The organism is Streptomyces sp. NPDC093586, assembly GCF_044764905.1.
Classification (GTDB): domain Bacteria; phylum Actinomycetota; class Actinomycetes; order Streptomycetales; family Streptomycetaceae; genus Streptomyces.
The window spans coordinates 118,375-132,031 of sequence record NZ_JBIWJA010000009.1; the positions used below are offsets into that span (position 1 = coordinate 118,375).

Sequence of the window (13,657 nt, forward strand, 5' to 3'; positions counted from 1 at the left end):
GGCGATGGTGACGTTCGCGCAGGCGCAGGAGCGCGCGGAGGAGTGGGTCAACGGTGATCTGCCGGCGTACCAGCATCGTGAGGTGCGGGTGCGGGAGTTCGGTCTGGGGTTCGTGGTGTGGGCCGAGGACCGTGCGGACGGGCCGCGTTCGGACGGTGGTGCGCAGCGGCTGGTGATCGCGCGGGACAGTGGTGAGGCGACGCTGTGGCCGGCGTTGGCGGTGGGGGAGGTGATCCGCCGTTATGAGGAGGAGTACGGCCGTCCGGACGTGGGGGACGAGCCGGTGGCCGCTCCTGCGGAGCGGGTGGATCTGAACCAGACGTCGTTCTTGCTGAGTCCGCCGGAGTGGTTGCAGGAGGCGGCGGACAAGTTGGGTGTTCCGGACCGGCGGGGTGAGCGGGACGCCGGTGGCGGTGTGGCGGGGGGTGACTCCGGGGGAGATGTGGGGGCGCGGGGCGGGGTGCCGTCGGTCGGGTCTTCTGTGCCGTCTGCGCCGTCTGTGCCGTCTGCGCCTCCTGCTTCCTCTGCTCCGTCTGCTTCCTCTGCTCCGGCTGCTCCTTCTGCGTCTTCTTCTGCTTCTGCCGGGGCGGTCGCGGGTCCGTCGGCCGCCGGGGTCGCGGCGGATGCCGGGGGCAGTGGTGCGGCGTGGCCCGCTGCCGGTGGAGGTGACGCCTCCGGGGCCGGTGGTGGTGCGTCCGGGGCGCCGGGGGTGCCCGCCGGGGCGACTCCCTGGGCGGGGACGGACACCAGCGCGGACGCCGGTGAGGACCGTTCCGTGCCGCTGCCCGAGACGGTGTTCGCGCCGCCGTTGAGCGGTGCCGACGACGCACCGCCCTCGGTGACGCCGGACGCCAAGACGGCGCTGATGTCGGGCGGCAGTCATCTTCCGCCGACGGCGCTCGCGCCGGTGGTCGACGCTCCGGACGTTCCGGACGCTCCGGACGCGCCGGTGGCGCCCGCGGGCGCGGGGACGCCGCCGGCCGCGCCCTCGGTGCCTCCCGTGCCTCCCGCTGCGGCGCCGGGCACGCCTCCCGCGGGTGCGCCGGCCCGGCCGCTCGCGCCGAACGCCGGGGACATCGCCGACGCCGCGACCAGCAAGGCGGCGCCTCCGCGGCGCGGTGGGGGTTCGACCCCGCCGCCTCCGCCGCCTCCGCCGGGTGCTCCGGGCGGGCGGCCGGGGAGTGCGCCTCCGCCGGGTGCGCCTCCTGCGCCGGCGGGGGGCTACGTGCCGACGCAGCTGGTGTCGTCGCTCGGCCCCGAGGGCCTGGGGGCTCCGGGTGCTCAGGGAGGCCCGGCCGGTCCGGGTACGCCGCCCCCGCCGAGTGCTCCCGGTGGGACTCCGGGTGGGGTGCACCATGCCGCGACGGTGCTGGCCGGTCCGGGGGGTACGGGCGGTGCCGGGGTGCCCCGGCCTCCCGCGCCGCCGGGTGCTCCCGGTGTCCCGGGTGCGCCGGGTGCCGGTGGTGGTCCCGGTACGCCGCCGCCTCCCGCCGCTCCCGGTGCGCCCGGATCCGCGGGTGCCTCCGGTGGGCAGGGTTCCCGGGGCGGTGGACGGGGTGCCGTGCACCATGCGGAGACGGTGCTGGCCGCGCCTCCGGCGGGTGGTCCCGGTATGCCTCCGCCTCCGTCCGCGCCGGGTGTGCCCGGCCCGCCGCAGCCTCCGGGTGCCCCGGGTTTCCCCGGTGCCGCGCAGTCCGTGCCGCCGGGTGCCGTGCCGCCCGGTGCGGTGCCGCCGCCCGGTCAGCCGGTGCCGGGGCAGCCGCCGGCGTACGGCTATCCGCAGCCGCCCGCCGGGCAGCCGACCGTCGGCCCCGGTTACCAGGCCGTGCTGCGCTACCGCGCGCAGGACGGTTCCGAGCAGCAGCTGATCCGGCGTTCGGCGCCGGGCACGCCGCATCCGGAGTGGCAGATCTTCCACGAGCTGCGGGCCATGAACGTGCCGCCGGACCAGGTGCTTGAGTTGCACACCGAGCTGGAGTCGTGCGAGCTGCCGGGCGCGTACTGCGCGCGGATGATCCGGGAGCAGTGGCCGCAGGCGCGGATCACGTCCATCGCGCCGTACGGCACCGATCACGCGAGCCGGCAGCAGGGCATGCGGCAGCTGCTCGCGCACCAGGGCGAGCTGCACCAGGTGGCCGACGGGCCGGCGCGTCCGGCGCCGGTGCGGGCGCCGCTGCCGCCGGTGCAGCCGGTGCCGCCGATCCCGCCGGAGGCCATCGGGCAGGAGCTGGCGGCGGCGTTCGGGCCGGGCGTCTTCCGGTTCGAGCAGGCCGCGGTGTCCCGGCAGGGTGTGCCGCCGGTCGTGGCGCACACGCTGGTGGCGGCGGGGCTGCCGATGGACATGGGTCCGTTCTTCTGGGCGCAGGCCCAGCCGGGCCGTCCGGTGCCGACGCTGGCGGAGCTGGCGGCCGAGCGGGGGGTGCAGCCGGCCTCGGACGCGGGTTCGTACCTCGTCGTGGGCAGTGACTTCGGCCGGGCGGTCTGTGTGCAGTACGGCACGGCGAACATCGTGGCGGTGCCGGTGGAGGCGGGGCCGGGCGGTGCGCCCGTGCCGCCGCAGTTCGTGAACACGGGGCTGCCGGAGTTCGCGCGCTGTCTGGCGCTGCTGGGCCGGATGTGGCGGCTCAGGTTCGGTCTGAACCAGGAGCAGGCGGGCCGCTGGACGGTGGACTTCCAGGCGCAGCTGGCCTCGATCGACCCGGCGGCGCTCGGGTCGGCGGAGAGCTGGTGGTCGGTGCTGCTGGAGCAGATGTGGGACGGGCTGCTGTGAGGCGGCGCCGCTGACGCGGACCGATGGGCCGGGCCGGTCGCCCTCACGGGGGCCGGTCCGGCCCGTCGGCGTTTCCGGATCCGGCCCGGTCCTTCACCCTCGTGCACCCTCCTTCACCTTCGTGCGCTTTGTGCGGAGTGTCGCGTTATGTGGGTTTACGTCTGATCCGTAAAGATGTCCAGACATCGCGGAAGTCTGTCAGTGGATCGGGCGAAACAGGGGTTCCGGCATGAGCAGCGCATCGGCGTCGCCGCACGGTTTCGTGACCGTACGGGGACGCGGTTACCGTCCCGAACAGGTCGACGCGTGTGCCGAGGCCCTCTCGCGGGAGCGCGACGCCGCCTGGGAGCGGGCCGCCCGGCTCACCGTGCTGGCCCGCGAGATGGGGGCGGAGCTGGACCGGCTGCGGGAGACGGTGGCCGGGCTCGCGCCCCAGGGCTACGAGGTGCTCGGGGAACGGGCGCGCCGTATCTTCCGGCTCGGGCAGGAGGAGGCCGACGCCGTACGGGAGCGTGGGCGGCGTGCGGCGCAGGAGCTGGTGGACCGGGCGCGGGGCCGGGCGGACGAGGTCCGGGAGTCCGCGCGGGCCGAGGCCGACGCCGTACGGGCCGAGGCCGACGAGTGGGCCCGGCGGCGGTTGCTCGCGGCGCGGGCGGAGGCCGACGAGGTGCGGGTCGTGGCGCGGCGCGAGGTGCGGGCCGGGCGCGGTGAGGCGCTGGCCGTGGCGCGGGTGGTGCGACGGCGCACCACCTCGATGCTCGCCGAGCAGGCGGGTGAGCACGCCGCGCGGTGGGCGGAGGCCGAGCGGGAGGAGGCCGAGCGGGCGGCCGCCCTGGACGCCCACCACGAGGAGCTGATCGAGCGCGCCGAGCGGGCGCTGGCCGAGGCGGGGCGGGAGCTGGCCGACGCGGAGGAGTCGGCCGGGCGCCGGCAGGAGGAGGCGCGGGTCCGGGCGGAGGAGATCGTCGCGCAGGCGCGGGCGCGGGCGGAGCGGATCGCCCGGGAGACGGAGCGGGTGCTGCGCGAACACGGGGAGCGCTGGGACGAGGTCCAGGACCAGATCAGCGCGTCCCGCGGCCGCCTGGGCACACTGACGGGCCGCGGCGTGGAGTGACGCGCCGTCGGCCGTGGGCGCCCCGTCAGCCCGCTCTTGCGAGGAACCCCGAGGTTTGAGTCGCTGGAAGGAATCGCGGCGCGGAGCGCGGCGGTGTCGCTGTGCCCGCCTGGCCGCGCGGCGATGCAGGGGAGTCCGTGACCTCGGGTGTGCGGCCCACCGTCGCGCCGCTCCCGCGGGGCACCGACGCAATCGCCCCCGCGCGGTCGGTCCTTCGGTACCGGGCCCGCGTGGTCGGTCCTTGAGTACCGGGCCCGCGTGGTCGGTCCTTGAGTACCGGGCCCGCGTGGTCGGTCCTTGAGTACCGGGCCCGCGTGGTCGGTCCTTCGGTACCGGGCCCGCGCGGTCAGTCCTTCAGCACCGGGAACTTCCGCGGCGCGACCACCAACAGCACCGCGAACGCCAGGGCCGCCGCCCCCGCCGCGCCCAGGTAGACGGCGTGGACGGCTTCGGCGACGGCGTGCCGTACGGGTTCGGCGGGGGCGCCCGTGTCCAGTGCCCGGGTCACCGAGTCGAGGTCGCTCGCCCCGCCGAGCCGTGCGGCCAGCACGCCGTTGGCGATCGCGCCGAAGACGGCCGCGCCGACGGTCTGGCCGGTCTGGCGGCAGAAGAGGACGGAGGCGGTCGTCGTGCCGCGCTCCGACCAGCCCACCGTCGACTGGACGCCGACGATGAGCGGGAGCTGGAACAGGCCGAGCGCGGCACCGAGCAGCAGCATCAGCAGCGTCGGCTGCCAGGCCCGGCCGGGGTAGGGCAGGAACGGGAAGGCGAGCAGGATCAGGCACGCGGCACCGATGCCCAGCATCGCCGTGTTGCGGAAGCCGATCCTGCGGTACACGTGCTGGCTCAACGCCGCCGACACGGGCCAGGTCACCGTCCACACGGACAGCACGAAACCGGCGGCCACGGGGGCCAGGCCCAGCACCGACTGGGCGTAGGTGGGCAGGAACACGGTCGGGGCCACCATCAGCAGGCCCAGCGCGCCGAGCGCGAGGTTCACCGCGGCGATCGTGCGGCGGCGCCACACCCAGCCGGGGATGATCGGCTCCGCCGCCCGGCGCTCGATCACCACCACGGCCGCGAGCAGTGCCAGCCCCGTCCCGAACAGGGCGAGGGAGGGCGCCGACAGCCACGGCCAGGCCACGCCGCCCTGCACCAGGCCGGTGAGCAGCACGCCGCCGCACGCGAACACGGCCAGCGCGCCCGCCCAGTCGACCCGGGGGCGCGTGCCGGACGTCTCCCGCCGCGGCTCGTGCAGGTGACGCGCGATCAGCCACAGGGCCAGGGCGCCGATCGGCAGGTTCACGAGGAAGATCCAGCGCCAGTCGGCGTAGGCGGCCAGCACACCGCCCAGGCCGGGGCCCGCGATCGCCGACACCGCCCACACGGTGGACAACCGGGCCTGGATCCTGGGCCGTTCCTCGAGCGGGTACAGATCGGCGGCGAGGGTCTGCACCGTGCCCTGCAGCGCGCCGCCGCCCAGGCCCTGCACGATCCGGAAGGCGATCAGGGCCGCCATGTTCCACGCGAGCGCGCACAGCAGCGAGCCGAGCAGGAAGACGGCCGCACCCGCGACCAGCACCGGTTTGCGGCCGAAGGTGTCGGAGAGCTTGCCGTAGACGGGGAGGGTGACGGTGACGGCCAGCAGGTAGCCGGAGAAGAGCCACGAGAAGAGGGAGAAGCCGCCGAGGTCGCCGACGATCTGCGGGACGGCGGTGGAGACGACGGTCGAGTCGAGGGCCGACAGCGCCATCGCGAGCATCAACGCGGCGACGACGGCACCGCGCCGCTCCGTGCCGCCGCCGGGTGCGGCCTCGCGTACCGCGGGTCTGGTGCTGCCCACTCCGGGTCTCCCCCCACACGTTCACCGGGGACCCATTGTGTGCCCCGTGCATCCATCCGCCGGGCCCAGCTTGCCACTTGAGCCCCCCGCGGCGGCAGGGTGGCGGCTCGATGCGCCCGAGGGAGGAGACCGACCCTGGGGAAGAGTCCGCCGACGGGTGGACAGTCCCTAGGGGTACCTCCGTACTACGGCCGGGGGAGGGTTCGTACCGGCGGAGGACGAGACGGGCCCCGGGGGGTCCTTAATCTGGCTTCACGCCGCTGGGGGGGCGGCAAACCGGACCGGTGGGGGTGGGGTTTTCCCCAGCGAAAGAGTGCGCTGAGCACCAGCGCGCCAGGCCCCCGGTTCCGGCCAGACTCTTCGACGTAGCACGCGACACCTTCAGCGGTACCGACCCAGGCGTACCGCCGGCACCGACGGCTCACTCGATGACCGACATAGGAGACTTGACATGACATCGGCCGTAACCATTCCCCGGCACGGGAGCACTGGAGGACGTACGGCCGTCGCCGCGCGGGCGCGGCAGGTCGTCAAGGCCTACGGCAGCGGGGAGACCCGGGTGGTCGCCCTCGACCACGTCGACGTGGACATCGCCCGTGGCCAGTTCACCGCGATCATGGGTCCGTCGGGCTCCGGCAAGTCGACGCTGATGCACTGCCTGGCCGGCCTCGACACCGTCACCGGCGGGCAGATCTACCTGGACGAGACCGAGATCACCGGTCTGAAGGACAAGAAGCTGACGCAGCTGCGCCGGGACCGGATCGGCTTCATCTTCCAGGCGTTCAACCTGCTGCCGACGCTGAACGCCCTCGAGAACATCACGCTGCCCATGGACATCGCCGGCCGCAAGCCCGACAAGGCGTGGCTGGACCGGGTCGTGGAGACCGTGGGCCTGGCCGGCCGGCTCAAGCACCGGCCGACCCAGCTCTCCGGCGGCCAGCAGCAGCGCGTCGCCGTGGCGCGGGCCCTCGCGGCACGGCCCGAGATCATCTTCGGGGACGAGCCGACCGGAAACCTCGACTCGCGGGCCGGCGCCGAGGTGCTGGGCTTCCTGCGCCGCTCGGTGGACGAGCTGGGCCAGACCATCGTGATGGTCACCCACGACCCGGTGGCCGCCTCCTACGCGGACCGGGTGCTGTACCTCGCCGACGGTCGGATCGTCGACGAGATGCACAAGCCGACCGCGGAAGCCGTCCTGGACCGCATGAAGGACTTCGACGCCCGGGGGCGCACGTCATGACCGTCCTGAAGACCTCGATGCGCAACTTCTTCGCGCACAAGGGCCGCATGGCCCTCTCGGCGGTGGCGGTGCTGCTGTCGGTGGCGTTCGTCTGCGGCACCCTGGTGTTCACGGACACGATGAACACGACGTTCGACAAGCTCTTCGCCGTCTCCTCCGCGGACGTGACGGTCGCCCCGAAGGACGCCGAGAGCGACGACACCCCGCAGAACGGGGTGCCCGCGTCCGTGCCGGCGTCCACCCTGGAGCGGATCCGCTCCGCCGAGGGCGTCGAGTCCGTCGAGGGCGCCGTCGTCTCGATGAACGTCACCGTCGTCAACGCGGACAACGACAACGTGGGTGCCACCAGCGGCGCCCCGACCCTCGCCGGCAACTGGACCAGGAACGACCTGCGGTCGATGAAGATCACCTCCGGGCACGCCCCCCGCGGGCCCACCGAGGCGATGATCGACGCCGACACCGCCGACAAGCACGACCTGAAGATCGGCGACGAACTGCGCACCATCGCGCAGACCGGCGACTTCAAGGCCCGCATCGCCGGCATCGCCACCTTCACCGTCACCAACCCCGGCGCGGCCGTCGTCTACTTCGACACCGCCACCGCCCAGCGCGAACTGCTCGGCTCCACCGGCAGGTTCACCCAGTTCAACGTCACCGCAGCGGACGGCGTCTCCGACGCGCAGCTCAAGACGAACGTCACCGAGGCCCTGGGCGGCGGCTACAAGATCCAGACGGCGAAGGAAGCCTCCGACGAGGGCCGCGAGGACGTCGGCGAGTTCATGGACGTCATCAAGTACGCCATGCTCGGCTTCGCCGGGATCGCCTTCCTGGTCGGCATCTTCCTGATCATCAACACCTTCTCGATGCTGGTCGCCCAGCGCACCCGTGAGATCGGCCTGATGCGGGCCATCGGCTCCTCCCGCCGCCAGGTCAACCGCTCGGTGCTCATCGAGGCGCTGTTCCTCGGCATCGTCGGCTCCGTCCTCGGCGTCGCCGCCGGCGTCGGGATCGCCGTCGGTCTGATGAAGCTGATGTCGGCGGCGGGCATGAACCTGTCCACCGACGACCTGACCGTGAAGGCGGCCACCCCGGTCGTCGGCCTGGTCCTCGGCGTCGTCGTCACCGTGCTGGCCGCCTACCTGCCGGCCCGCCGCGCCGGCAAGGTCTCCCCGATGGCCGCCCTGCGCGACGCCGGCACGCCGGCCGACGGCAAGGCGGGCTGGATACGCGGCCTGATCGGCCTGGTCCTCACCGGTGCCGGCGTCGCGGCCCTGTACATGGCCGGGACGGCGGACAAGGCGAGCGACGGCGCGTCGATGCTGGGGCTGGGCATCGTCCTCACCCTGATCGGCTTCGTCGTGATCGGCCCGCTGCTGGCCGGCGGGGTCGTGCGGGTGATCAGCGCGGTGCTGCTGCGGGCCTTCGGTCCGGTGGGCCGCATGGCCGAGCGCAACGCCCTGCGCAACCCGCGCCGCACCGGTGCCACGGGCGCCGCCCTGATGATCGGCCTGGCCCTGGTGGCCTGCCTGTCGGTGGTCGGCTCCTCGATGGTCGCCTCGGCCACGAGCGAACTGGACAAGACGGTCGGCGCGGACTTCATCGTCGAGGGCGAACAGGGGGTCGTGCCGCAGGCCGAGAAGAAGATGCGGGACACGCCCGGCCTGGAGCACGTCACCGGCTACAAGACGCTCGACGCCACGCTCACCTCGCCCGACGGCAAGAAGGACGACGACGGCCTGACCGCCGCCGACCCGACCTACGCGAAGGACGTGCGCCGCCCGACCACCGCCGGTGACCTGGCCGCCGCCTACGGCACCGACGCCATGTCGGTCGGCTCCGACTACGCCGAGAAGCACGGTGTGCGCGTCGGCGACACGCTCACGGTCGCCTTCAAGGGCGGCGAGACCGCGAAGCTGAAGGTCGCCGCGATCACGGACGACGACACCGCCATCGACCAGGGCGCCCGGTACATCAGCACCGACACGATGAAGAAGTACCTGCCGGCCGACCGCGTCCCGCCGAACACGATCATGTTCGCCAAGGCGAAGGACGGCCAGGAGGACCAGGCGTACGCGGCGCTGAAGAAGTCGATGCACGACTACCCGCAGTACCAGGTGCGGAACCAGACCGACTACAAGCAGGAGCTCAAGGACCAGGTCGGCCAGCTGCTGAACATGGTCTACGGCCTGCTCGCCCTCGCGATCATCGTCGCGGTCCTGGGTGTGGTGAACACCCTGGCGCTGTCGGTGGTCGAGCGGACCCGCGAGATCGGCCTGATGCGGGCGATCGGGCTCTCCCGCCGCCAGCTGCGCCGCATGATCCGCATGGAGTCCGTGGTCATCGCCCTCTTCGGCGCCCTGCTGGGGCTGGGGCTGGGCATGGGCTGGGGCACCACGGCGCAGAAGCTGCTGGCCCTGGAGGGACTGAACGTCCTCGACATCCCCTGGCCGACGATCATCGGGGTGTTCATCGGCTCGGCCTTCGTGGGCCTGTTCGCCGCGCTGATCCCGGCGTTCCGGGCGGGCCGGATGAACATCCTGAACGCCATCGCCACGGACTAGCCCGCCGGCCACCGCGCACGGGGGTCGCGGGGAAGGAGCCCGGCGCCGGAGTCCCACGGGATTCCGGCGCCGGGCCTCCGGCTGTCCGGCACCCTTCCTGCCGGCCGAGCGGGTCACTCCGCCGACCGGGCCCCCGCAGCCCACCGCGCGGGCTCGCCCCTGTCCGGAGCCCTTCCGGTCCACCGAGTCGCGCCGGTCACCGCTCCGGTGGCTTCCCGGCCGACCGGGCCGGTTCCACCGCTGTCCGGTGCCCTTCCGGCCCGCCGAGCCGGGTGGCGGGTGGGCGCAGGCCGGAGGGCCCAGGGGGCGGAGCCCCCTGGTGTCCGGGCCGCACGCCGGGGCACCTGTCCACAGGCGGGGGCGTCGTCCACAGCCCACCGCGCCCGCCCGCGCAGCGACGTACGCTGGGAGACCCCCGGCCCGCAGCGCGCGTCGGGCCCGTCGTGTTGTACACCCCCGGACGGAAAGCGCCCCGAATGAGCCTGCACGGTCTGCTCGACGCCGTCGTCAAGGACGCCGCCCTCGCGGAAGCGATCACCGCCGCCGCCGACGGCAACCGCATGCACGTCGACCTGGTCGGTCCTCCCGCGGCCCGCCCCTTCACGGTCGCCGCGCTGGCCCGCGAGACGCGCCGCCCCGTCCTGGCGGTGACGGCGACCGGACGCGAGGCGGAGGACCTGGCCGCCGCACTGCGCTCGCTGCTGCCGCCCGAGGGCGTCGTCGAGTACCCCTCCTGGGAGACCCTCCCGCACGAGCGGCTCAGCCCGCGCAGCGACACCGTCGGCCGCCGCCTGGCCGTCCTGCGCCGCCTGAGCCACCCGCGGCCCGACGACCCGGAGACCGGCCCGGTCTCGGTCGTCGTCGCCCCCGTGCGCTCCGTCCTCCAGCCGCAGGTCAAGGGCCTGGGCGACCTGGAGCCCGTGTCCCTGCGGACCGGGCAGAACGCCGACCTGAACGAGGTCGTCGAGGCCCTCGCCGCCGCCGCGTACTCCCGTGTGGAGCTGGTGGAGAAGCGCGGTGAGTTCGCCGTGCGCGGCGGCATCCTCGACGTGTTCCCGCCCACCGAGGAACACCCCCTGCGCGTCGAGTTCTGGGGCGACGACGTCGAGGAGATCCGCTACTTCAAGGTCGCCGACCAGCGCTCCCTGGAGGTCGCCGAGCACGGCCTGTGGGCCCCGCCCTGCCGCGAGCTGCTGCTGACGCCCGAGGTCCGCGAGCGGGCCGCCGCCCTCGCCGAGGACCACCCCGAGCTCGGCGAACTGCTCGGCAAGATCGCCGAGGGCATCGCCGTGGAGGGCATGGAGTCCCTGGCGCCGGTCCTCGTGGACGACATGGAGCTGCTGCTGGACGTCCTGCCCAAGGGCGCCATGGCCGTCGTCTGCGACCCCGAGCGGGTACGGACCCGCGCCGCCGACCTGGTCGCGACCAGCCAGGAGTTCCTCCAGGCGTCGTGGGCGGCCACCGCGATGTCCAGCGCGGACGAAGTCCGCTCCGGCAAGGGCGGTGGTGGGCGACGGGCGGGAGGCGAGGCGCCGATCGACGTCGACGCGGCGTCCCTGTGGTCCATCGCGGACGTGAGGGACCGGGCCCGCGAGCTGGACATGATGTGGTGGTCGGTCTCGCCGTTCGCCGCCGACGAGGAACTTGATTCGGACACCCTCAAGCTCGGCATGCACGCCCCCGAGACCTACCGCGGCGACACCGCCAGGGCGCTGGCCGACACCAAGGGCTGGCTGTCCGACGGCTGGCGCGCCGTCTACCTCACCGAGGGCCACGGGCCGGCCGCCCGCACCGTCGAGGTCCTCGGCGGCGAGGGCATCGCCGCCCGTCTCGACAACGACCTGGACGAACTGTCCCCCTCGGTCGTGCACGTCTCCTGCGGTTCGATCGACCACGGCTTCGTCGACCCGGCGCTCAAGCTCGCCGTGCTCACCGAGACCGATCTGACCGGTCAGAAGGCCGCCGGCCGCGAGGGCGCCCGGATGCCGGCCCGGCGCCGCAAGACCATCGACCCGCTCACCCTGGAGGCGGGCGACTACATCGTCCACGAGCAGCACGGCGTGGGCCGCTACATCGAGATGGTCCAGCGCACGGTGCAGGGCGCCACCCGCGAGTACCTGGTCGTGGAGTACGCCCCCGCCAAGCGCGGCCAGCCCGGCGACCGGCTCTACATCCCCACCGACCAGCTGGAGCAGATCACCAAGTACGTCGGCGGCGAGGCCCCCACCCTGCACCGTCTCGGGGGCGCCGACTGGACCAAGACCAAGGCGCGCGCCAAGAAGGCCGTCAAGGAGATCGCCGCCGACCTGATCAAGCTCTACAGCGCCCGCATGGCGGCCCCCGGGCACGCCTTCGGCGCGGACACCCCCTGGCAGCGCGAGCTGGAGGACGCCTTCCCCTACGCGGAGACCCCGGACCAGCTCACCACCATCGCCGAGGTCAAGGAGGACATGGAGAAGACGGTCCCCATGGACCGCCTGATCTGCGGCGACGTCGGCTACGGCAAGACCGAGATCGCGGTCCGCGCCGCCTTCAAGGCCGTCCAGGACGGCAAGCAGGTGGCCGTCCTCGTGCCGACGACCCTGCTGGTGCAGCAGCACTTCGGCACGTTCAGCGAGCGCTACGCCCAGTTCCCGGTGAACGTGAAGGCGCTGTCGCGCTTCCAGACCGACACCGAGGCCAAGGCCGTCCTGGAGGGCCTGCGCGAGGGCTCGGTGGACGTCGTCATCGGCACCCACCGCCTGTTCTCCTCCGAGACCAAGTTCAAGGACCTCGGCCTGGTCATCGTCGACGAGGAGCAGCGCTTCGGCGTCGAGCACAAGGAGCAGCTGAAGAAGCTCCGCGCCAACGTCGACGTGCTGACCATGTCCGCGACCCCCATCCCGCGCACCCTGGAGATGGCGGTCACCGGCATCCGCGAGATGTCCACGATCACCACCCCGCCCGAGGAGCGCCACCCGGTCCTGACCTTCGTCGGCCCCTACGAGGAGAAGCAGATCGGCGCCGCCATCCGCCGCGAACTGCTGCGCGAGGGACAGGTCTTCTACATCCACAACCGCGTCGAGTCCATCGACCGCGCGGCGGCCAAGCTGCGCGAGATCGTCCCCGAGGCGCGCATCGCCACCGCCCACGGCCAGATGTCGGAACAGGCCCTCGAACAGGTCGTCGTCGACTTCTGGGAGAAGAAGTTCGACGTACTGGTCTCCACGACCATCGTCGAGTCCGGCATCGACATCTCCAACGCCAACACCCTCATCGTCGAGCGCGGCGACAACTTCGGCCTCAGCCAGCTGCACCAGCTGCGCGGCCGGGTCGGCCGCGGCCGCGAGCGCGGCTACGCCTACTTCCTCTACCCGCCGGAGAAGCCGCTGACCGAGACCGCGCACGAGCGGCTCGCCACCATCGCCCAGCACACCGAGATGGGCGCGGGCATGTACGTGGCGATGAAGGACCTGGAGATCCGCGGCGCCGGCAACCTGCTCGGCGGCGAGCAGTCCGGCCACATCGCGGGCGTCGGCTTCGACCTGTACGTACGGATGGTCGGGGAGGCCGTCGCCGACTACCGCGCCTCCCTGGAGGGCGGCATCGAGGAGGAACCGCCGCTGGAGGTCAAGATCGAGCTGCCGGTCGACGCGCACGTCCCGCACGACTACGCCCCCGGCGAGCGGCTGCGGCTCCAGGCGTACCGGTCCATCGCCTCGGCCAACAGCGAGGAGGATGTCAAGGCCGTACGGGAGGAACTCGTCGACCGCTACGGCAAGTTGCCGGAGCCGGTGGAGAACCTGCTGCTGGTCGCGGGGCTGCGGATGCTCGCGCGGGCGTGCGGCGTCGGCGAGATCGTGCTGCAGGGCAACAACATCCGCTTCGCGCCGGTGGAGTTGCGCGAGTCGCAGGAGCTGCGCCTCAAGCGCCTGTACCCGGGCACGGTCGTCAAGGCCACCGCCCACCAGGTGCTGGTGCCGCGCCCGAAGACCGCGAAGGTGGGCGGCAAGCCGCTGCTCGGGCGGGAGCTGCTGGCGTGGGTGGGCGAGTTCCTGACCTCGATCCTCGGGTCGTAGCCGCGCCCCCGGCGCCGTGGCGGACCGTCGGTGACCCATGGAGGAAGCCGTCCACGGACCAGGCCCGTGGA

At 73.3% G+C, this 13,657-nt stretch carries 6 protein-coding genes; 5 read left to right on the top strand and 1 reads right to left on the bottom strand.

Features of this window, described 5'->3' with window-relative positions:
* The first annotated feature begins 4 nt into the window (after window positions 1-4).
* Both ACIRFH_RS12730 and ACIRFH_RS12735 read left to right on the top strand, forming a co-directional pair.
* Window positions 5-2,770, top strand: a complete 2,766-nt coding sequence (locus ACIRFH_RS12730) for an SUKH-4 family immunity protein (protein ID WP_403519697.1) — start codon at window positions 5-7, stop codon at window positions 2,768-2,770.
* A 229-nt stretch (window positions 2,771-2,999) separates the two neighbouring features.
* Window positions 3,000-3,884, top strand: a complete 885-nt coding sequence (locus ACIRFH_RS12735) for a cellulose-binding protein (RefSeq protein WP_403519699.1) — start codon at window positions 3,000-3,002, stop codon at window positions 3,882-3,884.
* Between the two features lie 346 nt (window positions 3,885-4,230).
* Here ACIRFH_RS12735 and ACIRFH_RS12740 read toward each other — a convergent pair whose 3' ends face one another.
* Window positions 4,231-5,727 carry an MFS transporter gene (locus ACIRFH_RS12740; RefSeq protein ID WP_403519701.1) on the bottom strand — a complete coding sequence of 499 codons (1,497 nt, stop codon included), beginning with the start codon at window positions 5,725-5,727 and terminating at the stop codon, window positions 4,231-4,233.
* 451 nt (window positions 5,728-6,178) lie between these two features.
* Between ACIRFH_RS12740 and ACIRFH_RS12745 the strand changes: the two genes are divergently transcribed.
* The 3 genes from ACIRFH_RS12745 to mfd all read left to right on the top strand — a co-directional run bounded on the left by ACIRFH_RS12745 (window position 6,179) and on the right by mfd (window position 13,586).
* Window positions 6,179-6,967 carry an ABC transporter ATP-binding protein gene (locus ACIRFH_RS12745; RefSeq protein ID WP_403519703.1) on the top strand — a complete coding sequence of 263 codons (789 nt, stop codon included), beginning with the start codon at window positions 6,179-6,181 and terminating at the stop codon, window positions 6,965-6,967.
* Window positions 6,964-9,528: an ABC transporter permease gene (locus ACIRFH_RS12750; protein WP_403519705.1), complete on the top strand. Its 2,565-nt coding sequence runs from the start codon at window positions 6,964-6,966 to the stop codon at window positions 9,526-9,528. The genes ACIRFH_RS12745 and ACIRFH_RS12750 overlap by 4 nt, the downstream gene beginning before the upstream one ends.
* Window positions 9,529-10,004: 476 nt before the next feature.
* Window positions 10,005-13,586 (top strand): transcription-repair coupling factor, encoded by a 3,582-nt coding sequence (gene mfd, locus ACIRFH_RS12755; protein ID WP_403519707.1) that lies wholly within the window; start codon window positions 10,005-10,007, stop codon window positions 13,584-13,586.
* Window positions 13,587-13,657 lie beyond the last annotated feature (71 nt).

Bases quoted from the DNA above. Each gene is read 5' to 3' on its own strand.
- ACIRFH_RS12730 (WP_403519697.1), top strand. From the start codon at position 5: ATGGTGACGTTCGCGCAGGCGCAGGAGCGCGCGGAGGAGTGGGTCAAC.
- ACIRFH_RS12750 (WP_403519705.1), top strand. From the start codon at position 6,964: ATGACCGTCCTGAAGACCTCGATGCGCAACTTCTTCGCGCACAAGGGC.
- ACIRFH_RS12745 (WP_403519703.1), top strand. From the start codon at position 6,179: ATGACATCGGCCGTAACCATTCCCCGGCACGGGAGCACTGGAGGACGT.
- ACIRFH_RS12735 (WP_403519699.1), top strand. From the start codon at position 3,000: ATGAGCAGCGCATCGGCGTCGCCGCACGGTTTCGTGACCGTACGGGGA.
- mfd (WP_403519707.1), top strand. From the start codon at position 10,005: ATGAGCCTGCACGGTCTGCTCGACGCCGTCGTCAAGGACGCCGCCCTC.